This window comes from Arthrobacter sp. SE2 (assembly GCF_058244265.1).
In genome coordinates this window covers 85402-101447 of the sequence record NZ_JBZAYA010000004.1, presented here as the reverse complement: position 1 = coordinate 101447, position 16046 = coordinate 85402, and the positions used below count along the sequence as shown (strand labels likewise).

Below are 16046 nucleotides of genomic sequence, written 5' to 3'. Positions count from 1 at the left end.
GCCGTTCCGGTAGAGTTAACCAGCCCCCAACACTGCACCCAATCTGACCGGTCGCGGCAAACCGCTCCCGGCCGGATAAGTGCGCCTCGCTACACGTAGGAGACCCAAGCCCATATGCAAGACCTGGCGACTGAAACACTCGAAGAGCAGCTCTGGAACCGACGTTTCGAACCCCACATCGCCGAGGTCACGGGGCTTTGCGATTCCCTCAAAGAACAGAAGCCGGGCAGCGAAGTCCTCTACGTGGACCCCGTCCACAGCGTTGACGAGTGCCGCATCATCAGCCTTTTCTCCAACACCCGCACCACGGAGGGCTCGGGCTTCATCGTCCCGGGTGACGCGGACGCCGCTACCCGCATGGTGGGCATGCAGTGGCAGTTGGGCCTGCGTCCGGAACTCATGATGCCGTGGAACGTTTATCCGTGGATCGAGCCCGACGGCGAGCCGGGCAAGCTGACTCCCGCCAACATCACCGAAGGCCTCAAGCCGCTCCTGCGTCTCCTGGCGATCGTGCCGCGCACCTCCGTGCTGGTAGCCCACGGCAATGAAGCCCATCGTTTGGCAGACCAGCTCATGAAGGCCGCGCCGCAGAGCATCCACCGCCGCGGCTTCAAGACGTTCAAGGTCCGCTCGCTGGGTGGACGCTCCTTCGCCGGCTCCCCCACGCGCCAGCAGGAGTACCTGGACCTCATCCATGGCGCCTACGCCGAGGCCATGGCCCGGACCGGCCTCACCCCGGTCTCCTAAGAGCCGCCCGACCCAACTGCCTCGCATTTGTTGTCGTTTTGACGGCTCATAACGGCATTAACTGCGAGTCAGTTGGGCCGGGAAGCGCGACGGCGGCCGCCCCACCTTCCCGGTGAGGGGCCGCCGTCGGCGTTTAACTACGTTGTCCTAGCCTTCGATCGCTGCCTTCGCGGCGGGATCGGAGTCGTTCAGGAACTTCTCGATCCGCTCCGGTTCCTCGGCTTCGCCGATGGCGGCGGACGCCCGGCCGAGGGAGTACAGAGCGCGCAGGAATCCCCTGTTGGGCTCGTGTTCCCACGGGATGGGCCCGACGCCGCGCCAACCGTTCCGGCGCAGCGAATCCAGTCCACGGTGGTAACCCACGCGGGAATACGCGTAGGAATCGATGGTCCGGCCGTCAGCCCAAGCTTCCTCGGCCAGGATCGCCCACAGCAACGAAGACGTGGGGTACTTGGCGACGAGGTCCAGTGCTTCCTGCCCCAGGGCAAGGTGCTGGTAGATCTCGGTCTCTGCAGGGAGGAGCGTCGGCTCCGGGCCCATCAGGTTCTTGCGGAATTCGTCGGACATTAGAAGGTCTTGCCTACCGAACCGAGCTGCTTTGCGGCTTCCACGATGCGGGCGGCCATGCCGGCTTCGGCGGAGGCTCCCCAGACGCGGGGGTCGTACGTCTTCTTGTTGCCCATCTCGCCGTCGACCTTCAGGACGCCGTCGTAGTTCGAGAACATGTGTCCGGCAACCGGGCGGGTGAACGCGTACTGGGTGTCGGTGTCGATGTTCATCTTGATGACACCGTAGGAAACGGCATCCGCGATTTCCTGCTCGGTGGAGCCGGAGCCGCCGTGGAAAACGAGGTCGAACGGGTTGGTCTTGCCGATCTTGGCGCCGACCTCGGCCTGGATCTGCTTGAGCAGTTCGGGGCGGAGCTTGACGTTGCCCGGCTTGTACACGCCGTGCACGTTGCCGAAGGTCAGGGCAGTCAGGTAGCGGCCGTTCTCGCCGGCGCCGAGTGCCTCGATGGTCGCGAGGGCGTCTTCGGTGGTGGTGTACAGCTTCTCGTTGATCTCGTTCTCGACGCCGTCTTCCTCGCCGCCGACCGTGCCGATTTCAACCTCGAGGATGATCTTGGCCGCAGCTGCGCGTCCCAGGAGTTCGCGGCCGATCCGCAGGTTCTCGGACAGGGTCTCGTGCGAGCCGTCCCACATGTGCGAGTTGAAGATCGGGTCCTTGCCGGCCTTGACGGCTTCCTCGGAAGCAGCCAGCAGCGGGAGGACGAAATCAGCCAGCTTGTCCTGCGGGCAGTGGTCCGTGTGCAGGGCGATGTTCACGTTGTAGTTCTTGGCGACCTCGCGGGCGAAAGCCGCGAAGCCCAGGGAGCCGGCAACCATGTCCTTGACGGAGGCGCCGGACCAGTAAGCCGCGCCACCGGTGGAGACCTGGATGATGCCGTCCGACTCGGCCTCGGCAAAGCCGCGGATGGCGGCGTTCAGGGTCTGCGACGAGGTGACGTTCACTGCCGGGAACGCGTATCCACCGGCCTTCGCGCGGTCGATCATCTCGGAGTAAATCTCTGGGGTTGCGATGGGCATGCTGACTCCTATGCTGATTTTCGTCTGTGGGTTTTGTTGACCCTGGAGTAGACCTATACGGCTAGGCACCATCCTAGCGACTGAAGAATCCGGCACCGTGTTTCCGGTCACGGAGGCGGGTAACACTTGCGGATCTTTTGTCCCAGGGGTCCTGCTAGGAGCCGGGGTCCTCCAAGGAGAGGGGTCTGTTTAGGAGACCTGCTGGCCGAAGTTGTGCCGGCGGATCCACGCGTGCATCGCGATGGCCGCGGCCGACGCCGCATTCATGGAGCGTGTGGAGCCGTACTGCTCGATCGACAAGGTGGCGACGGCGGCGTCGTGCACCTCGGGAGTCAGGCCGGGGCCCTCCTGTCCGAATACGAGCACGCAGTTGCGCGGGAGTTCGTATGTTTCCAGCGGCACGGAATCGGGGAAGATGTCGATGCCGATGATGGCCAAGCCTTCCCCCTGGGCCCACTCCACGAAATCCTCCACGGTGGGGTGGTGGCGGACGTGCTGGTAACGGTCGGTGACCATGGCCCCGCGACGGTTCCACCGGCGTCGTCCGATGATGTGGACCTCCTTGGCGAGGAAGGCATTGGCGGTGCGAACCACAGTGCCGATGTTGAGGTCATGCTGCCAGTTCTCAATGGCAATGTGGAAATCGTGCCTATGGGCGTCCAGGTCAGCGACGATCGCTTCGTGCTTCCAATAGCGGTACTTGTCCACGACGTTGCGGCGGTCGCCGTCCGCCAGGAGGTCCGGGTCCCAATGCTCGCCTTCCGGCCAGTCGCCTTCCCAGGGCCCGACGCCGACCTCCGGTTTCGCTTCGGACTCCCCCTCGGTAGAGGAGAGGATGGACGGGACAGCAGCGGAGTCGGTAGGGGCAGGGTTCTGGGGCCGGTCAGTCACTCTTCAACCCTAGCCCGGGCGGTGCCGACCGCGGCGCCGAAACCCAGTGCCGTAACGCAGGACACCCGGGTGTCTCGGAGACCGAAAGATGAAAGACTTGGGACGAGAAACAGCCAATACGCGGAGGAAAAGCATGGAGAACGCAACCGAAGCCCCGAAAAGCTCAGCCATTTACCGCAACGGCCACGAAATCGAATGCTGGCTCACCGATATGGACGGCGTCCTGGTCCACGAAAACCAAGCGGTTCCCGGAGCGGCTGAACTGATCCAGCGCTGGGTGGACACGTCCAAGCGATTCCTCGTCCTCACCAACAACTCGATCTTCACCCCGCGGGACTTGGCGGCCCGGCTGAGCTCCTCCGGCCTCGAAATCCCGGAAGAGAACATCTGGACATCGGCCCTGGCCACGGCACAGTTCCTCAAGGACCAGGTGCAGGGCTCGGACTCCGGGAACCGCGCCTACACCATCGGTGAGGCAGGGCTCACGACGGCGTTGCACGAGGCCGGCTTCATCCTCACCGACCAGAACCCGGACTTCGTGGTGCTTGGCGAGACCCGTACCTACTCCTTCGAAGCGATCACCATGGCCATCCGGCTGATCCTCGCAGGGGCGCGCTTCATCGCCACCAATCCGGATGCCACCGGCCCCTCGAAGGACGGACCGATGCCCGCCACGGGCGCCATCGCCGCGCTCATCTCCAAAGCGACCGGCCGCGAGCCCTACATTGTGGGCAAGCCGAACCCCATGATGTTCCGTTCCGCGATGAACCAGATCGACGCCCACTCCGAGACCACGGCAATGATCGGTGACCGCATGGACACCGACATCATCGCGGGCATGGAAGCCGGGCTGCACACCGTCCTGGTGCTCAGCGGCATCACCCAACGCGAGGACATCGCGGCCTTCCCGTTCCGGCCAAACCAGGTCCTGAACTCGGTAGCCGACCTCAAGAACCAAATCTAGGAAAAAGGGGCAGGTGCCATGGCTGTGCTGAACCTCCGGTCCCTGGCCGGTGGCCGCATCCTGAGGGGCAGCCAGCCGTTTGGCATGGATACCGCTGCGACGGCCGCCTTTCTGGAACTTCATGGCATCCACGCGGTTGTGGACCTCCGGAGCGAGTACGAGCGCGCCATCGTGCCCTGGCAACTGGCCAACGGTGGGGTGGAGCTCGTGGAGAACCCCCTCGATCCGCGTACCGCTTCCGCGGGGCTCCAGTCGATCCACACGGCCGAAGATCTTGGCGAGCTGTACCTTGGCTGGGTTCGCACCCGCCCGGACTGGGTGGCCGAATCGTTGCGTCCCGCGGCCCAAGGCAAGCGCACGCTCATCCACTGCTCGCTCGGCAAGGACCGCACCGGCGTCGTATCCGCTCTGGCGCTCCTCGCGACGGGCGCTGACCGCGCCGCTGTCGTGGCGGACTACGCCGCAAGCACCGCTGCCCTCCCCACGATGCTGGAAACCATGTCGGCAGCCTGGCGGCTGGCTGTCCCTGAGGTTCCGGAGGGAGCATTCAGTCCCTCACTCATGCTGCTGCAATCCCCCGAAGCTGCGATGGAATACTTCCTCGACCGTTTCGGGCACGAGTTCGGCAGCGCGGCGGACTACTTGCGAGACGCCGGCCTGAGTGGTTCCGAGCTGGACGGGCTGCGGCACGCCTAGGCAGGGCCCGGCCCACGCCGCCAGGGTTCCCTGGCCGAGCGAAGCGAGGTTAGGGGGGCGGCGGGGATCGGTCAGTAGAACACCACCCGCGAGCCGGAGCGGGGCAGCGGGAAGAGCTCGTTCTCCAGGTCCTCGATGATCGGATTGTAGATAAAGGGATTCCACTGCGGGCTCGCGTGAGCGGGTCGGGCACCGTCGGTCCTGCGGCCCGTGGATGCGATGTTGAGGGGGAAGCCCTTGGCCCACGCAGCCCGGGCCGTTCCGTAGTTCACCGTGTCATCGTTCGGGTTTCCGATGAAGGCCATGCGGGTATCTCCCAGCCCGTCGACAAACCTTGTGCCGTCAAAGTGGTAGATGTAGTCCGATTCGCTCTGGATCAGGACGCTCGACGGCGCGATCGGCGAGAGCTGCTCCACGGTCTGGTTCCAGATCTGCCCCCATGTGCGTTCGTTCTTGTTCACCACGCGCTCGCCCAGCTCGTAGCCGCCGCGGAGGACCGACGGAACCTGGAAGCCACTCTCGTACAAGAACACCACGCCGTCGAACCAGCTTTGGTCGAGGATGTCGTACTTGCTGAACGGCGAAGAATCCAACAGGATCAGCTTGACGGCGACGTTCCGTTCACGCAGGCGTACGGCCACTTCAGTGGCCAACATCCCGCCGAAACTGTGGCCGTAGAAATAAAGGGTGTTCAGCTTCCGCTCATTGACGTATGCGAGCACAGCGTCCACCACCTCGGCGACCTCCAAGCCCAGATTGGAGTATCCGACGGCGGCCATCTGGCCGCGCTGCCGGAGCGAACCACGGAGCGAGTTGAGGATCCATTGGGCCTCTTCCCAACTGGTCTTGTAACCCGGAAAGAGAATCCAACTGGAGTTGGGGTAGTACGACTCCGCGAAATCATCCCCCACCGGGAGGATCCTGGTGGCGCGACGTTCCGCCTGGACCTGGCGGGTGAACAGCATATCCGCTGCGAGGGCCGTGGAAGCACCCGCTCCGATCAGGAAGGAGCGGCGGGAAAAGCTCTTCAGCTCGGCGGCTTGGCGGAGAACCCGGGCAAGGGAGCCCGGGTCCTGCCAGCGCTGCTGATTCCGGGGAAATTTCCCGGCCCGATAGTTCACGCAGCCAGCTTAGGCGCTTCGGACAACGGGCACACGGTCCCCGTCAAACCCGCTCAGGCTTGGGAGAGTTAGTCGAGTCCCAGCTCGTCCTTGCCGAAGGCGAAGAGGTACGGCACGCCGGTTTCGGCCTCGATCTTTTCCTTGGCGCCAGTGCTGCGGTCCACAATGACGGCCACGGCCACCACGTTGCCACCGGCCTTGCGGACGCCTTCGACGGCGGTCAGTGCCGAGCCGCCGGTGGTGGAGGTGTCCTCGAGAACCACGACGTTGCGGCCCTCCACCGAGGGACCTTCCACCTGGCGGCCCATGCCGTAGGACTTCTGTGCCTTTCGGACCACGAAGGCGTCGACGGCACGGCCGGCGTCGGCGGCGGCGTGCATCACGGCGGTTCCGACCGGGTCCGCGCCCATGGTCAGGCCACCGGCGCACTCAACGGCGATTCCGGCGTCGTCGATCATGGAGAGCATGACCTGGCCAACCAGCTTCGAAGCCTCGTGGTGGAGGGTGATGCGCCTCAGGTCGATGTAGTAGTCCGCCTCGGCACCGCTGGAAAGGATCACCTTGCCGCGGACGACCGCCAGTTCTTTGATCAATTCAAGGAGGCGGGCACGGGCAGCGGCAGTGGCGGTGGCAGCATCAGAGGCGACAGTCATGGTGCCCATTCTACGTAAAGCCGTTGGAGGCAAAAGAATGGCCGGCGTCATGGAAAGTCCACGACGCCTGCACGTCACTCGCCGTAACCTGTGAAATATCTGCGTCGGGGGCGGTGTTGCCGCGACTATGACAACAATCGGAATCATCGGTGCAGGACACATTGGCAGCCAAGTCGCTCGCAAAGCAGTTGAGCTTGGCTATGACGTAGTGATCAGCAACTCGCGGGGCCCGGAAACGCTCGCGGAACTGGTGGCGGAGCTGGGCGCGCATGCCCGGGCCGCAACACCGGCCGAGGCAGCAGCGGCGGGCGATTTCGCCGTCGTGACCGTTCCCCTCAGGAGCTACCAGGACATCCCCGTGGAGCCGCTCGCGGGGAAGATTGTGATAGACACGAACAACTATTACTGGGAGCGCGACGGCCGCATCCCGGAGCTGGACAAGGGAGAGGCCACCACGTCCGGCCTGCTCCAGAAGCACTTGCCCACGTCCAAGGTGGCCAAGGGCTTCAACCACATCATGGCGAAGGAGATCGGCACAGACGGAACCCCGTCGGGCACCGAGAACCGCCGCGCGCTGGCCACCGCCAGCGACTACCCCGAGGCCGCCGAACTCGTGGCGAAGCTCTACGACGAGTTCGGCTTCGACACCGTCAACATCGGGCAGCTTGGTGAGAGCTGGCGCGTGGAGCGTGACCGCCCGGCCTACGTGGTGCGACAGAACGCCGCCGAACTCAAGGACAACTTGGCGAAGGCAACGCGCACCATCTGAGGACCTCCAAACAACACAGCAGCCGCTTGCCTCGGCAAGCGGCTGCTGTGTTTAAGCGTCGACGAGCGGACCCGTCATGATGCCGGGGCTGAAGCGTCGACGACGGCGAGCCCCGCCAGAGCGGCTGCCTTGCGGACGTACGCCAGGTTCGACGCCGTCCGTTCCTCCAATGGAAGCTCGGTGGAAAAGTCCTCCAGCGTGACCCAGGAGTCGTAGCCGACTTCTGCGAGCGCGCGGAAGTAGGCGAGGACGCTTGCCTGGCCTTCGGCCAAGGGAGCCCATTCGTTGACCCACACAGCCGCACCCGATTCGTCCTTCGACCCGGTGCGGACCCAGCGCGCGTTCTTCACATGGACATGCGCCAAATAGGGGCCCAGGAGCTGGAGTGCGGGCAACGGTGATTCCCAGCCCTCGATCAGCAGATTGCCGAGGTCATGGATAACGCCGACATGCTGCGGATCCAGCCCTTCCAGCAATCGACGGGCCGACGAGGCCGACGCCGTCACTGTTCCATGGTGCAGTTCCACGAGGGCTTTGACGCCGTGGTGTGCGGCGCGGGAAGCAACCCACTCGTAGTGTTCCCGGGTGGCGGCAAAGAGTTCCGGGTAGGACAGGCCTGTGGGTTCCTGGCCGCCCATATTCGAGTTGCCCAGCGGCAGCACGTTCACGCGGACCTGTTTGGCACCCAAGGCTGCGGTCGCCGCGAGGACGCGATCGACGTCGTCGTGGTTGTCGCAGCGGGCGTAACCGCCGAGGCCGGAGAATTCCAGCCCTGCGTCAGCGGTGAGCCGGGCAATCTCCGGGATCGAATCTTCCAGGCCCGTCATGGGCCAGGTGGCCCGGTTTCCTGCCCAGAAGCCCGGTTCTGCCGCCTCGGCCTGGTCCGTGACGCGCCATTCGATGCCGTCCCACCCCTGGGCGGCAAGCTTCGTGGCGGCTTCCTGCGGCGACCACTCGGGCGTGGATGCGGTGAAGACGGAGAACTTCATGCCGATACCTCTTCGCGGGCGCCCGGGTGGGAAGCAGCCCCGCCGGTGCGGACCTCCACGTTGTTGTACTTGCCGGCTATGACATCGTCGATCAGCACGGGCTGGCCCAAGGTGGCCGAGACATACAGGGCACGGACGGTAGCCAAGGCGGTCACGGCGTCCCGGACGGTGACGCCGGCGGGGCGTCCTGCGCGGATCGCCGCGATGATGTCGCGGTACTGCCGGACATGTCCAGCCGGGTACACCGTGGGATCCAGTGCCTCGACGGTCTCGTCCGGGTATTTTGCGAGCTCGACGGCGGCCTGGTTCCCGCCGCCGAGGATGCCCATGGCACTGCTCTCCGAAGGATCGGCAGCGTCGGACGCGTGGAAGTACGCGAGGTCGTCGTTGTCGATCACTGCGGAACCCTTGCTGCCCATCACCTGGAGGCGGACGGTCAAGCCGGGGTACGCCGCCGTCGTCGCGTGCAACACGGCAAGGGCACCGGATTCGAAGGTAACGGTGGCTACGGCCGTGTCCTCCACCTCAACGCCTTCGTGGGCGAGAAGCGCGGTTTTGGCGCTGATCTCAACGGGGCGGCCGAGGAACCACAAAAGCAGATCCACGGTGTGGACGCCCTGGTTCATGATGGCGCCACCGCCGTCCATGGCCCAGGTTCCGCGCCAGGCGCCCGAATCGTAGTAACCCTGGCTTCGCCACCAGCTAACGGAGGCGACGGCGGAGGTCAGTGTGCCGAAGCGTCCGCCTCGGCGGGCCTCGTCCACCACCCGGCTGGCCGGATCGAAGCGGTGCTGGCTGATCACCGTGGCCACCAAACCCTTGGCCTCGGCAGCCTTGGCCGCAGCCAGGATCTCGTCTGCCTTGCTCAAGTCAACGTCAAGGGGCTTTTCGATCACGACGTGCTTGCCGGCGTCGAGCGCTTCCAGCGCCAGCTGGATGTGCAGCCCGCTCGGCGTCGAGATGATGACCAGATCCACGGGCGCGGCGGCGAGCGCCTCGGCCAGCGTCAGGAAGACTTCCGGCTTCGGGTCCCCCTGGGCTTCGATCTTGGCGGCAAGCGCCTCGGAAGCCTCGGGAACCACATCCACGAGCGCCGTGATGACGACCTCCGGGAATTCGCGGACTGCCGCCGAGTGGGTGCGGCCGATGACTCCGCACCCTACGATTGCGGCCCGGATCTCCGCGGGAGCGCCCGGAGCATTTGGGGTTTCGCTCACTTCGTCTCCACTCCTGCTTCATTGAGGACTTTCGCGAACGCCCTCGCTGCGATGCCGAACGCCGTCGGGCCGGAGAAGCCGCCTAGTCCATGGGCGCCGGCCAAGTGTGGCTCGAGGCTCGCGAAACCGGTGTATCCGTCGGCCTTCAAGGCCTCAACGGTACGGAGGACATCGCCGTCGCCCTCGCCTGCCGGGACCACGGTGGCGTTCGAAAACAAGGCATCCTTCACCTGCAGGTACTCGAGGTGCGGGCGAAGCTTGGCGTAGGCGTCGTCGAATGGCTTGACGCCTACCTGGACGAAATTCGCCGCATCCCAGGCCACTTTGAGCGCGGGAGAGGCCACGGATTCGATGATGTCCAGGACCCGTTCGGGGACGTCGCCGTAGATGTCCTTCTCGTTTTCGTGCAGAAGCACGACGCCGGACTCCTCCGCCACGTCCGCGAGGGCACGCATGCGTTCGATGACCGCGTCCCGGATGCTCTCCACCGCTACGTCCTCGCCGTAGTAGAAGGAGAAGATCCGGATGTAACGGGCTTCCAGGACCTTTGCGGCGTTGACGGCCCGGCGAAGCCGTTCCACCTCGTGCTCGATGGGAAGGGAAACGTCCACTTTCCCGATCGGCGAGGCGACCGCGGAAACCTTCATGTCCGCGGCATCCAGCAAGGACTTCAATTCACGGAGCTGCGCGTCATCCAGGTCCACGATGTTGGTGCCCCAGGCGCTGCGGACCTCAATGTGGTTGGCTCCCAAGGCCTGCATCACGGCAATCTGGATCTTCGGGTCGTCGTCGATCTCGTCACCGAAGCCCGAGAGCTCCCATTCAACAGCTGGCGTGCTCATAGTTACTTGACTCCTCCGGCGGTCAGGCCGCCCACTAGGTAACGCTGGAAAATGAGGTAGAGGATGACCACCGGGGCAGCACACACAAGTGAGGCTGCCATCATTTGGCCGTAGTAGGGAATCGCGCCGCCTTCTTGCGAGGCGCCGAAGACCTGGAGCGCGACGGCGGCCGTCTGGCTTTCGGGCCGCGTCATGACCGAGGCGAACAGGACATCGTTCCAGCCGAGCAGGAAGGCGAAAATACCGGAAACGACGACGCCGGGCCAGCTCAGCGGGAGGATGATCCGCACCAGCACGCCCAGGTTGCTGGCGCCGTCGATCCTTGCCGCCTCTTCGAGTTCGCGCGGCAGGCCGCGCAGATAGGTGACCATCACCCAGGTGGAGAACGGCATCGCGAACGTCAGGTATGTCACGAACAAGCCCCACTGCGTGCCGATGATCTGGATGCCCAAGTAGCTGGCGGACGAGGAGAACAGCACGAAGACCGGAAGCACCATGAGGGTACCGGGAACCGACTGCAGTCCGAGGAGCCCGCGAAGGATCGTCAAGCGGCCACGGAATTGGTAGCGGACCAGGACGTAGGCGGTGGCGATCGACATGAGCGCGGAGACCACGGCAGTGGAACCGGCCACGAGGACGCTGTTGGCCAAGCCCGTGGCCAGTCCAACACTCGACCAGATCGTGGAGTAGTTCTCAAAGGAGAAGCTGGACGGGAAGAACTCACCCCGGGCCACGCCGATGTCAGAGTTCACGGACGCGAGGAAGATGTACGCCACCGGAATGAGCACCAGGGCACACAACACCGTCAGGATGATGGCGAGCATAGGTCCTGGCATGAGCCTGGTGACTTCGTGCTGGCGTTTGGAGCCCGGGCGGAAGTTCTCGCTCGTTTGGCGTCCGACGGCGGTAGTTGCGGTGCTCACTTTTTGCCTCCGGGAGTTTCGGCGTCGTCGAGTTTGACGGCCCGCAGATAGACGAACAGGGGAATCGCGATCAAGATCAGCGAAATGAAGGCCATGGCCGCGCTGAGCCCGAACCTGAAGCTCTGGAAGCTCGTGACGTAGGTGAGGATCGGGAGCAGCTCCACGTCGGACGGAGCGGGCACCCCGAACAGGACGAACGGCAAGGTGAAGTTGTTGATGTGGTGCAGCATGCCGATCAGGAACGCCAAGGAGAGCGGACCCTTGAGATAAGGGAAGACCACATAGCGGAGCTTGTTCCACCACAGCGCACCGTCAAGGGCCGAGGCCTCGTGGACCTCGTGGTCCACGGACTGGAGCCCGGACAAAGCCAGCAGGTAGACAAACGGCCACGATGCCCAGATCTGGACGAGGATCAGCGTCCAATATGACTGGGGCCCGTTGAGCCACAGTCCGGGGTCGATGCCCACCGAATGCAACATGGAGTCGATGACGCTGCCCGGCTGGAACATGGTCCGCCACACCGTCGCCACCACGAAGGAGGGAAGGACGTAGGGGATCAGGAAGATGGAACGGATCACGGCCCGGCCCTTGAACGCGTTCTGGGTCGCGACAGCGCCGGCGATGCCGAGCGGGATAGTGACCACCATAGCGAGCAAGGAGTAGCTGACGCTGAGCCAGATGGCGTGCAGCAAAGGCGATGCGGTCAGCGCTTCGACGAAGTTCTGGACTCCGATGAACGGAGCGCTGACCCACTGGCGAAGCGAATACTGGTCCAGGTCCAGCCCCGACATGAATATGCCGAGCAGGAGCGGCACCACGATGATGATCACCATCAGCAGGCCGCCTGGAATCAGCATCCACAAGGGGCGGTTACGTTCGCTCAGCCCCTTGCGGCGCCGGGGCGTGTTGTCCGGCGACTGCGGGTCCGGCTTTGCAGCGCGTGACGATTTGCGGCGCGCGGACTTCCCCGCAGTCAATGAATCGGTGGACATGTCAGTTCCTACTTACTTCGATGCCCGGTCAAGTGAGGCCTGGCCCTTGGATTGTGCGTCCTTGAGGCGCGCCTGGAGGCTGGAGTCGTCCACGGAACCCTTGGAGAGATCGGGGATCGACTGGACCACTACGTTGAGGAGTGCGAGCTGGATGTCGCCCCAAGCTCCGGTGAACGGCGTGGCCTTGGACTTCGCTGCGGTATCGGCAACCGGTTGGAGGACAGGGTTGTTCAAAGCCTTCAGGGCTTCGGCGTTGGCCGGCAGGTCTCCGAAGATCTTCTGGTAGTTCAACTGCTCGTCCTTGGACGTGATCAGGTTGACGTAAGCGAAGGCAAGGTCCTTCTGCTTCGAGTAGTCGGCAACAACCACGTTGTCACCGGACAGGATGCTGGCCGCATTCGCGGCATCGCCCTGCGGAGATGACTGGCCCGGGGCCGTCGTCGGCATGGCCGTGTAGGCGTACTTTCCCGCGACAGCCGACTTGTCGAGAGTCGGGAGGGAACTCGATGTCGTCATCATGAGGTATCCAGCCTTGCCCGAGGCAAAGGCGGCAACGGCATTGCTGTTGCTCCACCCGATGGAAGCCGGATCGACGATCTTGTCTTTGGTGAGCCATCCGAAGTAGGTTTCATAGGCTTTCTTGACGGCCGGGTCGTCAAGCTTGAGCGTCTTGCCGTCCACGAGCGGGTTTCCTGCCTGGACGGACATGGCCCAGATGAACTTCCAGGGGTCAAAGCTGTCCTTGTACCCGGTGGCCAGACCGAAGGTGCCCGTGGACGGATCAGTCATCTTCTTGGCCTGGGTTGCTAGCTCGTCCCAGCTGGTGGCGGGCTTGTCGATCCCGGCCGCTTTCAGGATGTCCTTGTTGTAGGCCATCACGAACGGCCGGCTGACAAAGGGAATGCCCGCTTGGTGCTGGGCATCCGGGCCGGAAATTCCAAGGGCAGCCTGGTTGAACTTGTCTTTGCCGCCTACCTTCTTCCAGTCGTCGTCGGACAACGTCACGAAGGCCTTGGTTGCATACGCGGTGGGCGTGAAGGTGGTACCGAGGCTGTAAACGTCAGGTCCCTGTCCGGAGACGACGGACGTCTGGATGCGGGTCAGTTCATCGTTGGCCGAAGCGAAGGTTTCAAATTGGACGTCGGCACCGGTCTGTGCCTTGAACTTGGCCGCAATGTCAGTGAACCACTGCTTTTGCTGGGCGGGATAGGCGGCGCTGGAGTTGACCAGGACGCTCAGCTTCTTGCCCTTCCCGTCGACGGGCCCGGTGCTCCCTCCGGAGCTGGTGCTGCCGCCTCCACAGGCGGTCAAAGCTAGGGCGGCTGTTACGGCAACAGCGGCAAATTTGGCGGACGATGCAAACTTCATTGTTTTCCTCCCTGGAGCCCGATGGCCTCATTGGCGTGGTGCGCGTCACATCGGGTGATTGCTCCGAGTCTAGGCACGCGAAACAGCGATGACAAGCGATTGCCAAAAATTGTCATCGGTGCTGCAATTGTGGGACAAGTCACTCGTTGTTGAGCGGCTGCGGCAGATGAGGAACACCTAGGCTATGGCAGAACTCCAGCTCCAGTCACCGGGCAGGCAGCCCACGATCCGCGATGTCGCGGAGCTCGCGGGAGTGGCAACATCAACGGTCTCAAGGGCCCTGAGCAATCCCGGGAGGGTGAACCGCGTGACGCGCGAGCGGATCGAAGAAGCAGCCGCGCAATTGAATTACATTCCAAGTTCCCAGGCCCGCGGGCTCAGCTCCGGACGCACCCAGACCGTTGCCGTCCTGGTTCCGGACATCACCAATCCGTTCTACTTCGACATCATTCGTGGGGCGCAGCACCAGTTGAAGGCCGCCGGCTACACGCAGCTGCTCGTAGACACCGAGGAATCAGCGGAGATGGAGGCAGATGCCTTGCAGAAAATGCGCCGCTCGGCAGACGGATTCATCCTTGCCGCGTCCCGCCTGACCGACGCACAACTGGCCGAGGCGGCGGCACAGCAGCCCCTGGTCACCATCAACCGGGCTCCGGCAATTGCACCCACCGTGGTGATCGATACGCCGTCGGCCATCATCCAAGCGCTGGAGCACCTGGTCTCGCTGGGGCACACAAGGATTTGCTTTGTCGGAGGCCCGGCCACTTCCTGGTCCAATGCCAAGCGGTGGCAAGCGTTCCAGGACGAAACCACCGAACGGAAGCTGACCACATTCAGCGTGGGGCCGTTCGCGCCCAAGACCACATCCGGAGCGGCCGCAGCGGACGCCGCAGTACACACGGGGGCCACCGCGTGCATCGTCTTCAATGACCTGCTGGCCATCGGGATGCTGCAGCGCCTGCGCGAACGCGGTATCCGGGTGCCCGACGACATGAGCATTGTGGGCTGCGACGACATCTTCGGAGCCGATTTCTGCAACCCTCCGCTGACCACCATGGCGTCGCCCATCGAACAAGCCGGGCGCGTGGCCGTCTCCATGCTCCTGTCCCGGCTGAATCCTCAATACGGCGGCACCAGCCGGCGCTTGGCCGTCATGCCCACGCACCTCACGGTCCGGGCATCGACGGGCACGGCTCCGGTGCGCTGAATGGGCTCCGTGCGCGCCCAACTGACTCGCAGTTGTTGTCGTTTTGGAGCCTCATAACGACATGTACTGCGAGTCAGTTGGGTGGGTAGCGGCGCTCCGGGGTACAACACATGGGGTGACACAGTTGAGTGTTTCAAGTACTGGTTACTAGTGTTGGGGACATGCGCACACTTCAGGCCACGATCATTGCGGAAATGGGCGTCCAGCCCCGGATCGACCCCGCCGGGGAGGTCCGCAAACGCGTCACGTTCCTGAAGGAATACCTCAAGGCCACACATACCAAGGGCTTTGTTCTGGGCATTTCCGGCGGACTGGACTCTTCCCTCGCCGGCCGGCTTGCCCAACTGGCCGTCCAAGAGCTTGAGGCCGAGGGCGTCGAGGCGAATTTCGTGGCCGTCCGGCTCCCCTATGGCACCCAGCACGATGAGGACGACGCCCAGGCCGCGCTCGACTTTATCCAGGCCAAGACGGAATGGACTTTCAACATCTCCCGCGCAGTGGACGGTTTCGAGGATGAGTTCGAGAAGACCACGGGCGCGCGTATCTCGGATTTCCACAAGGGCAACACGAAGGCCCGGGCCCGTATGACCGCCCAGTACGCGCTAGCCGGCGAGCACAACTATCTGGTGATCGGCACCGACCACGGAGCTGAATCCGTCACCGGATTCTTCACCAAGTTCGGCGACGGCGGCGCGGACATCCTGCCGCTCTTCGGCCTCAACAAGCGGCAGAACCGCGCACTCCTCGCCGAGCTCGGCGCCCCGTCCCGCATTTGGGACAAGGTCCCCACGGCCGACCTCCTGGACGGCAAGCCCGGCCGGACCGACGAGGACGAGCTCGGCATCAAGTACGACCAGATCGACGACTACCTCGAAGGCCGGGAGGTCTCCGACGAGGTGGCAGAGACCATCGAACAGAAGTACCTGCGCACTCGGCACAAGCGGACTGTTCCGGTCACGATTTTCGACACTTGGTGGAAGTAGCCTCGTAAGCCAGAGCGCCGCCGTCACGCTGAGCGACTTTTTGAGCGCACGACGGCGGTCTACCGCGCCGTGGCGGGGGCGCCGCCGTCGTGATTCCG

General features: G+C 64.0%; 17 protein-coding genes. 6 read left to right on the top strand and 11 right to left on the bottom strand.

What is annotated here, in order from left to right:
• Window positions 1–114: 114 nt before the first annotated feature.
• Window positions 115–747, top strand: a complete 633-nt coding sequence (locus AC4CS3_RS07235; protein ID WP_490782832.1) for a uracil-DNA glycosylase family protein — start codon at window positions 115–117, stop codon at window positions 745–747.
• A gap of 147 nt (window positions 748–894) precedes the next feature.
• Here AC4CS3_RS07235 and AC4CS3_RS07230 read toward each other — a convergent pair whose 3' ends face one another.
• From AC4CS3_RS07230 to AC4CS3_RS07220, 3 genes are all read right to left on the bottom strand, one after another.
• Window positions 895–1314 carry a DUF3151 domain-containing protein gene (locus tag AC4CS3_RS07230; protein ID WP_345449553.1) on the bottom strand — a complete coding sequence of 140 codons (420 nt, stop codon included), beginning with the start codon at window positions 1312–1314 and terminating at the stop codon, window positions 895–897.
• The gene (gene fbaA, locus AC4CS3_RS07225; protein ID WP_441412843.1) at window positions 1314–2405 is read right to left on the bottom strand and encodes a class II fructose-bisphosphate aldolase; all 1092 of its coding nucleotides are present in this window, start codon (window positions 2403–2405) and stop codon (window positions 1314–1316) included. The genes AC4CS3_RS07230 and fbaA overlap by 1 nt, the downstream gene beginning before the upstream one ends.
• A 117-nt stretch (window positions 2406–2522) precedes the next feature.
• Window positions 2523–3170, bottom strand: a complete 648-nt coding sequence (locus tag AC4CS3_RS07220) for a TrmH family RNA methyltransferase (RefSeq protein ID WP_490783047.1) — start codon at window positions 3168–3170, stop codon at window positions 2523–2525.
• 187 nt (window positions 3171–3357) lie between these two features.
• Here AC4CS3_RS07220 and AC4CS3_RS07215 point away from each other — a divergent pair, with 187 nt between their 5' ends.
• Both AC4CS3_RS07215 and AC4CS3_RS07210 read left to right on the top strand, forming a co-directional pair.
• The gene (locus AC4CS3_RS07215) at window positions 3358–4188 is read left to right on the top strand and encodes an HAD-IIA family hydrolase (protein WP_437772229.1); all 831 of its coding nucleotides are present in this window, start codon (window positions 3358–3360) and stop codon (window positions 4186–4188) included.
• 18 nt (window positions 4189–4206) lie between these two features.
• Entirely contained in the window at window positions 4207–4884 is a 678-nt protein-coding gene (locus tag AC4CS3_RS07210) for a tyrosine-protein phosphatase (RefSeq protein ID WP_490782831.1), read from the top strand.
• A gap of 71 nt (window positions 4885–4955) precedes the next feature.
• Here the strand turns inward: AC4CS3_RS07210 and AC4CS3_RS07205 are convergent, their stop codons facing one another.
• Together AC4CS3_RS07205 and pyrE are read right to left on the bottom strand one after the other, a co-directional pair.
• Window positions 4956–6005 carry a thioesterase domain-containing protein gene (locus tag AC4CS3_RS07205; RefSeq protein WP_490782830.1) on the bottom strand — a complete coding sequence of 350 codons (1050 nt, stop codon included), beginning with the start codon at window positions 6003–6005 and terminating at the stop codon, window positions 4956–4958.
• 68 nt (window positions 6006–6073) lie between these two features.
• The gene (gene pyrE / locus AC4CS3_RS07200) at window positions 6074–6658 is read right to left on the bottom strand and encodes an orotate phosphoribosyltransferase (RefSeq protein WP_236814503.1); all 585 of its coding nucleotides are present in this window, start codon (window positions 6656–6658) and stop codon (window positions 6074–6076) included.
• A gap of 127 nt (window positions 6659–6785) precedes the next feature.
• Here pyrE and AC4CS3_RS07195 point away from each other — a divergent pair, with 127 nt between their 5' ends.
• Window positions 6786–7427 (top strand): NADPH-dependent F420 reductase, encoded by a 642-nt coding sequence (locus AC4CS3_RS07195; protein ID WP_490782829.1) that lies wholly within the window; start codon window positions 6786–6788, stop codon window positions 7425–7427.
• A gap of 74 nt (window positions 7428–7501) precedes the next feature.
• Here AC4CS3_RS07195 and AC4CS3_RS07190 read toward each other — a convergent pair whose 3' ends face one another.
• The 6 genes from AC4CS3_RS07190 to AC4CS3_RS07165 form a co-directional block, all read right to left on the bottom strand.
• Window positions 7502–8416: a sugar phosphate isomerase/epimerase family protein gene (locus AC4CS3_RS07190; RefSeq protein ID WP_490782828.1), complete on the bottom strand. Its 915-nt coding sequence runs from the start codon at window positions 8414–8416 to the stop codon at window positions 7502–7504.
• Entirely contained in the window at window positions 8413–9633 is a 1221-nt protein-coding gene (locus AC4CS3_RS07185; protein ID WP_490782827.1) for a Gfo/Idh/MocA family protein, read from the bottom strand. Before AC4CS3_RS07185 ends, AC4CS3_RS07190 begins: the two co-directional genes overlap by 4 nt.
• Window positions 9630–10475: a sugar phosphate isomerase/epimerase family protein gene (locus AC4CS3_RS07180; RefSeq protein WP_490782826.1), complete on the bottom strand. Its 846-nt coding sequence runs from the start codon at window positions 10473–10475 to the stop codon at window positions 9630–9632. Before AC4CS3_RS07180 ends, AC4CS3_RS07185 begins: the two co-directional genes overlap by 4 nt.
• 2 nt (window positions 10476–10477) lie before the next feature.
• Complete coding sequence (locus AC4CS3_RS07175; RefSeq protein ID WP_490783046.1) at window positions 10478–11311, bottom strand: carbohydrate ABC transporter permease; 834 nt, start codon at window positions 11309–11311, stop codon at window positions 10478–10480.
• An 83-nt stretch (window positions 11312–11394) separates the two neighbouring features.
• Window positions 11395–12390, bottom strand: a complete 996-nt coding sequence (locus AC4CS3_RS07170; RefSeq protein WP_490782825.1) for a carbohydrate ABC transporter permease — start codon at window positions 12388–12390, stop codon at window positions 11395–11397.
• Between the two features lie 12 nt (window positions 12391–12402).
• Window positions 12403–13758, bottom strand: a complete 1356-nt coding sequence (locus AC4CS3_RS07165) for an ABC transporter substrate-binding protein (RefSeq protein ID WP_490782824.1) — start codon at window positions 13756–13758, stop codon at window positions 12403–12405.
• A gap of 184 nt (window positions 13759–13942) precedes the next feature.
• Here AC4CS3_RS07165 and AC4CS3_RS07160 point away from each other — a divergent pair, with 184 nt between their 5' ends.
• Both AC4CS3_RS07160 and nadE read left to right on the top strand, forming a co-directional pair.
• On the top strand, window positions 13943–14965 hold the full coding sequence (locus tag AC4CS3_RS07160) for a LacI family DNA-binding transcriptional regulator (protein ID WP_439180888.1): 1023 nt from the start codon (window positions 13943–13945) through the stop codon (window positions 14963–14965).
• Window positions 14966–15126: 161 nt separating this feature from the next.
• On the top strand, window positions 15127–15948 hold the full coding sequence (gene nadE / locus AC4CS3_RS07155; RefSeq protein WP_490782823.1) for an NAD(+) synthase: 822 nt from the start codon (window positions 15127–15129) through the stop codon (window positions 15946–15948).
• Window positions 15949–16046 lie beyond the last annotated feature (98 nt).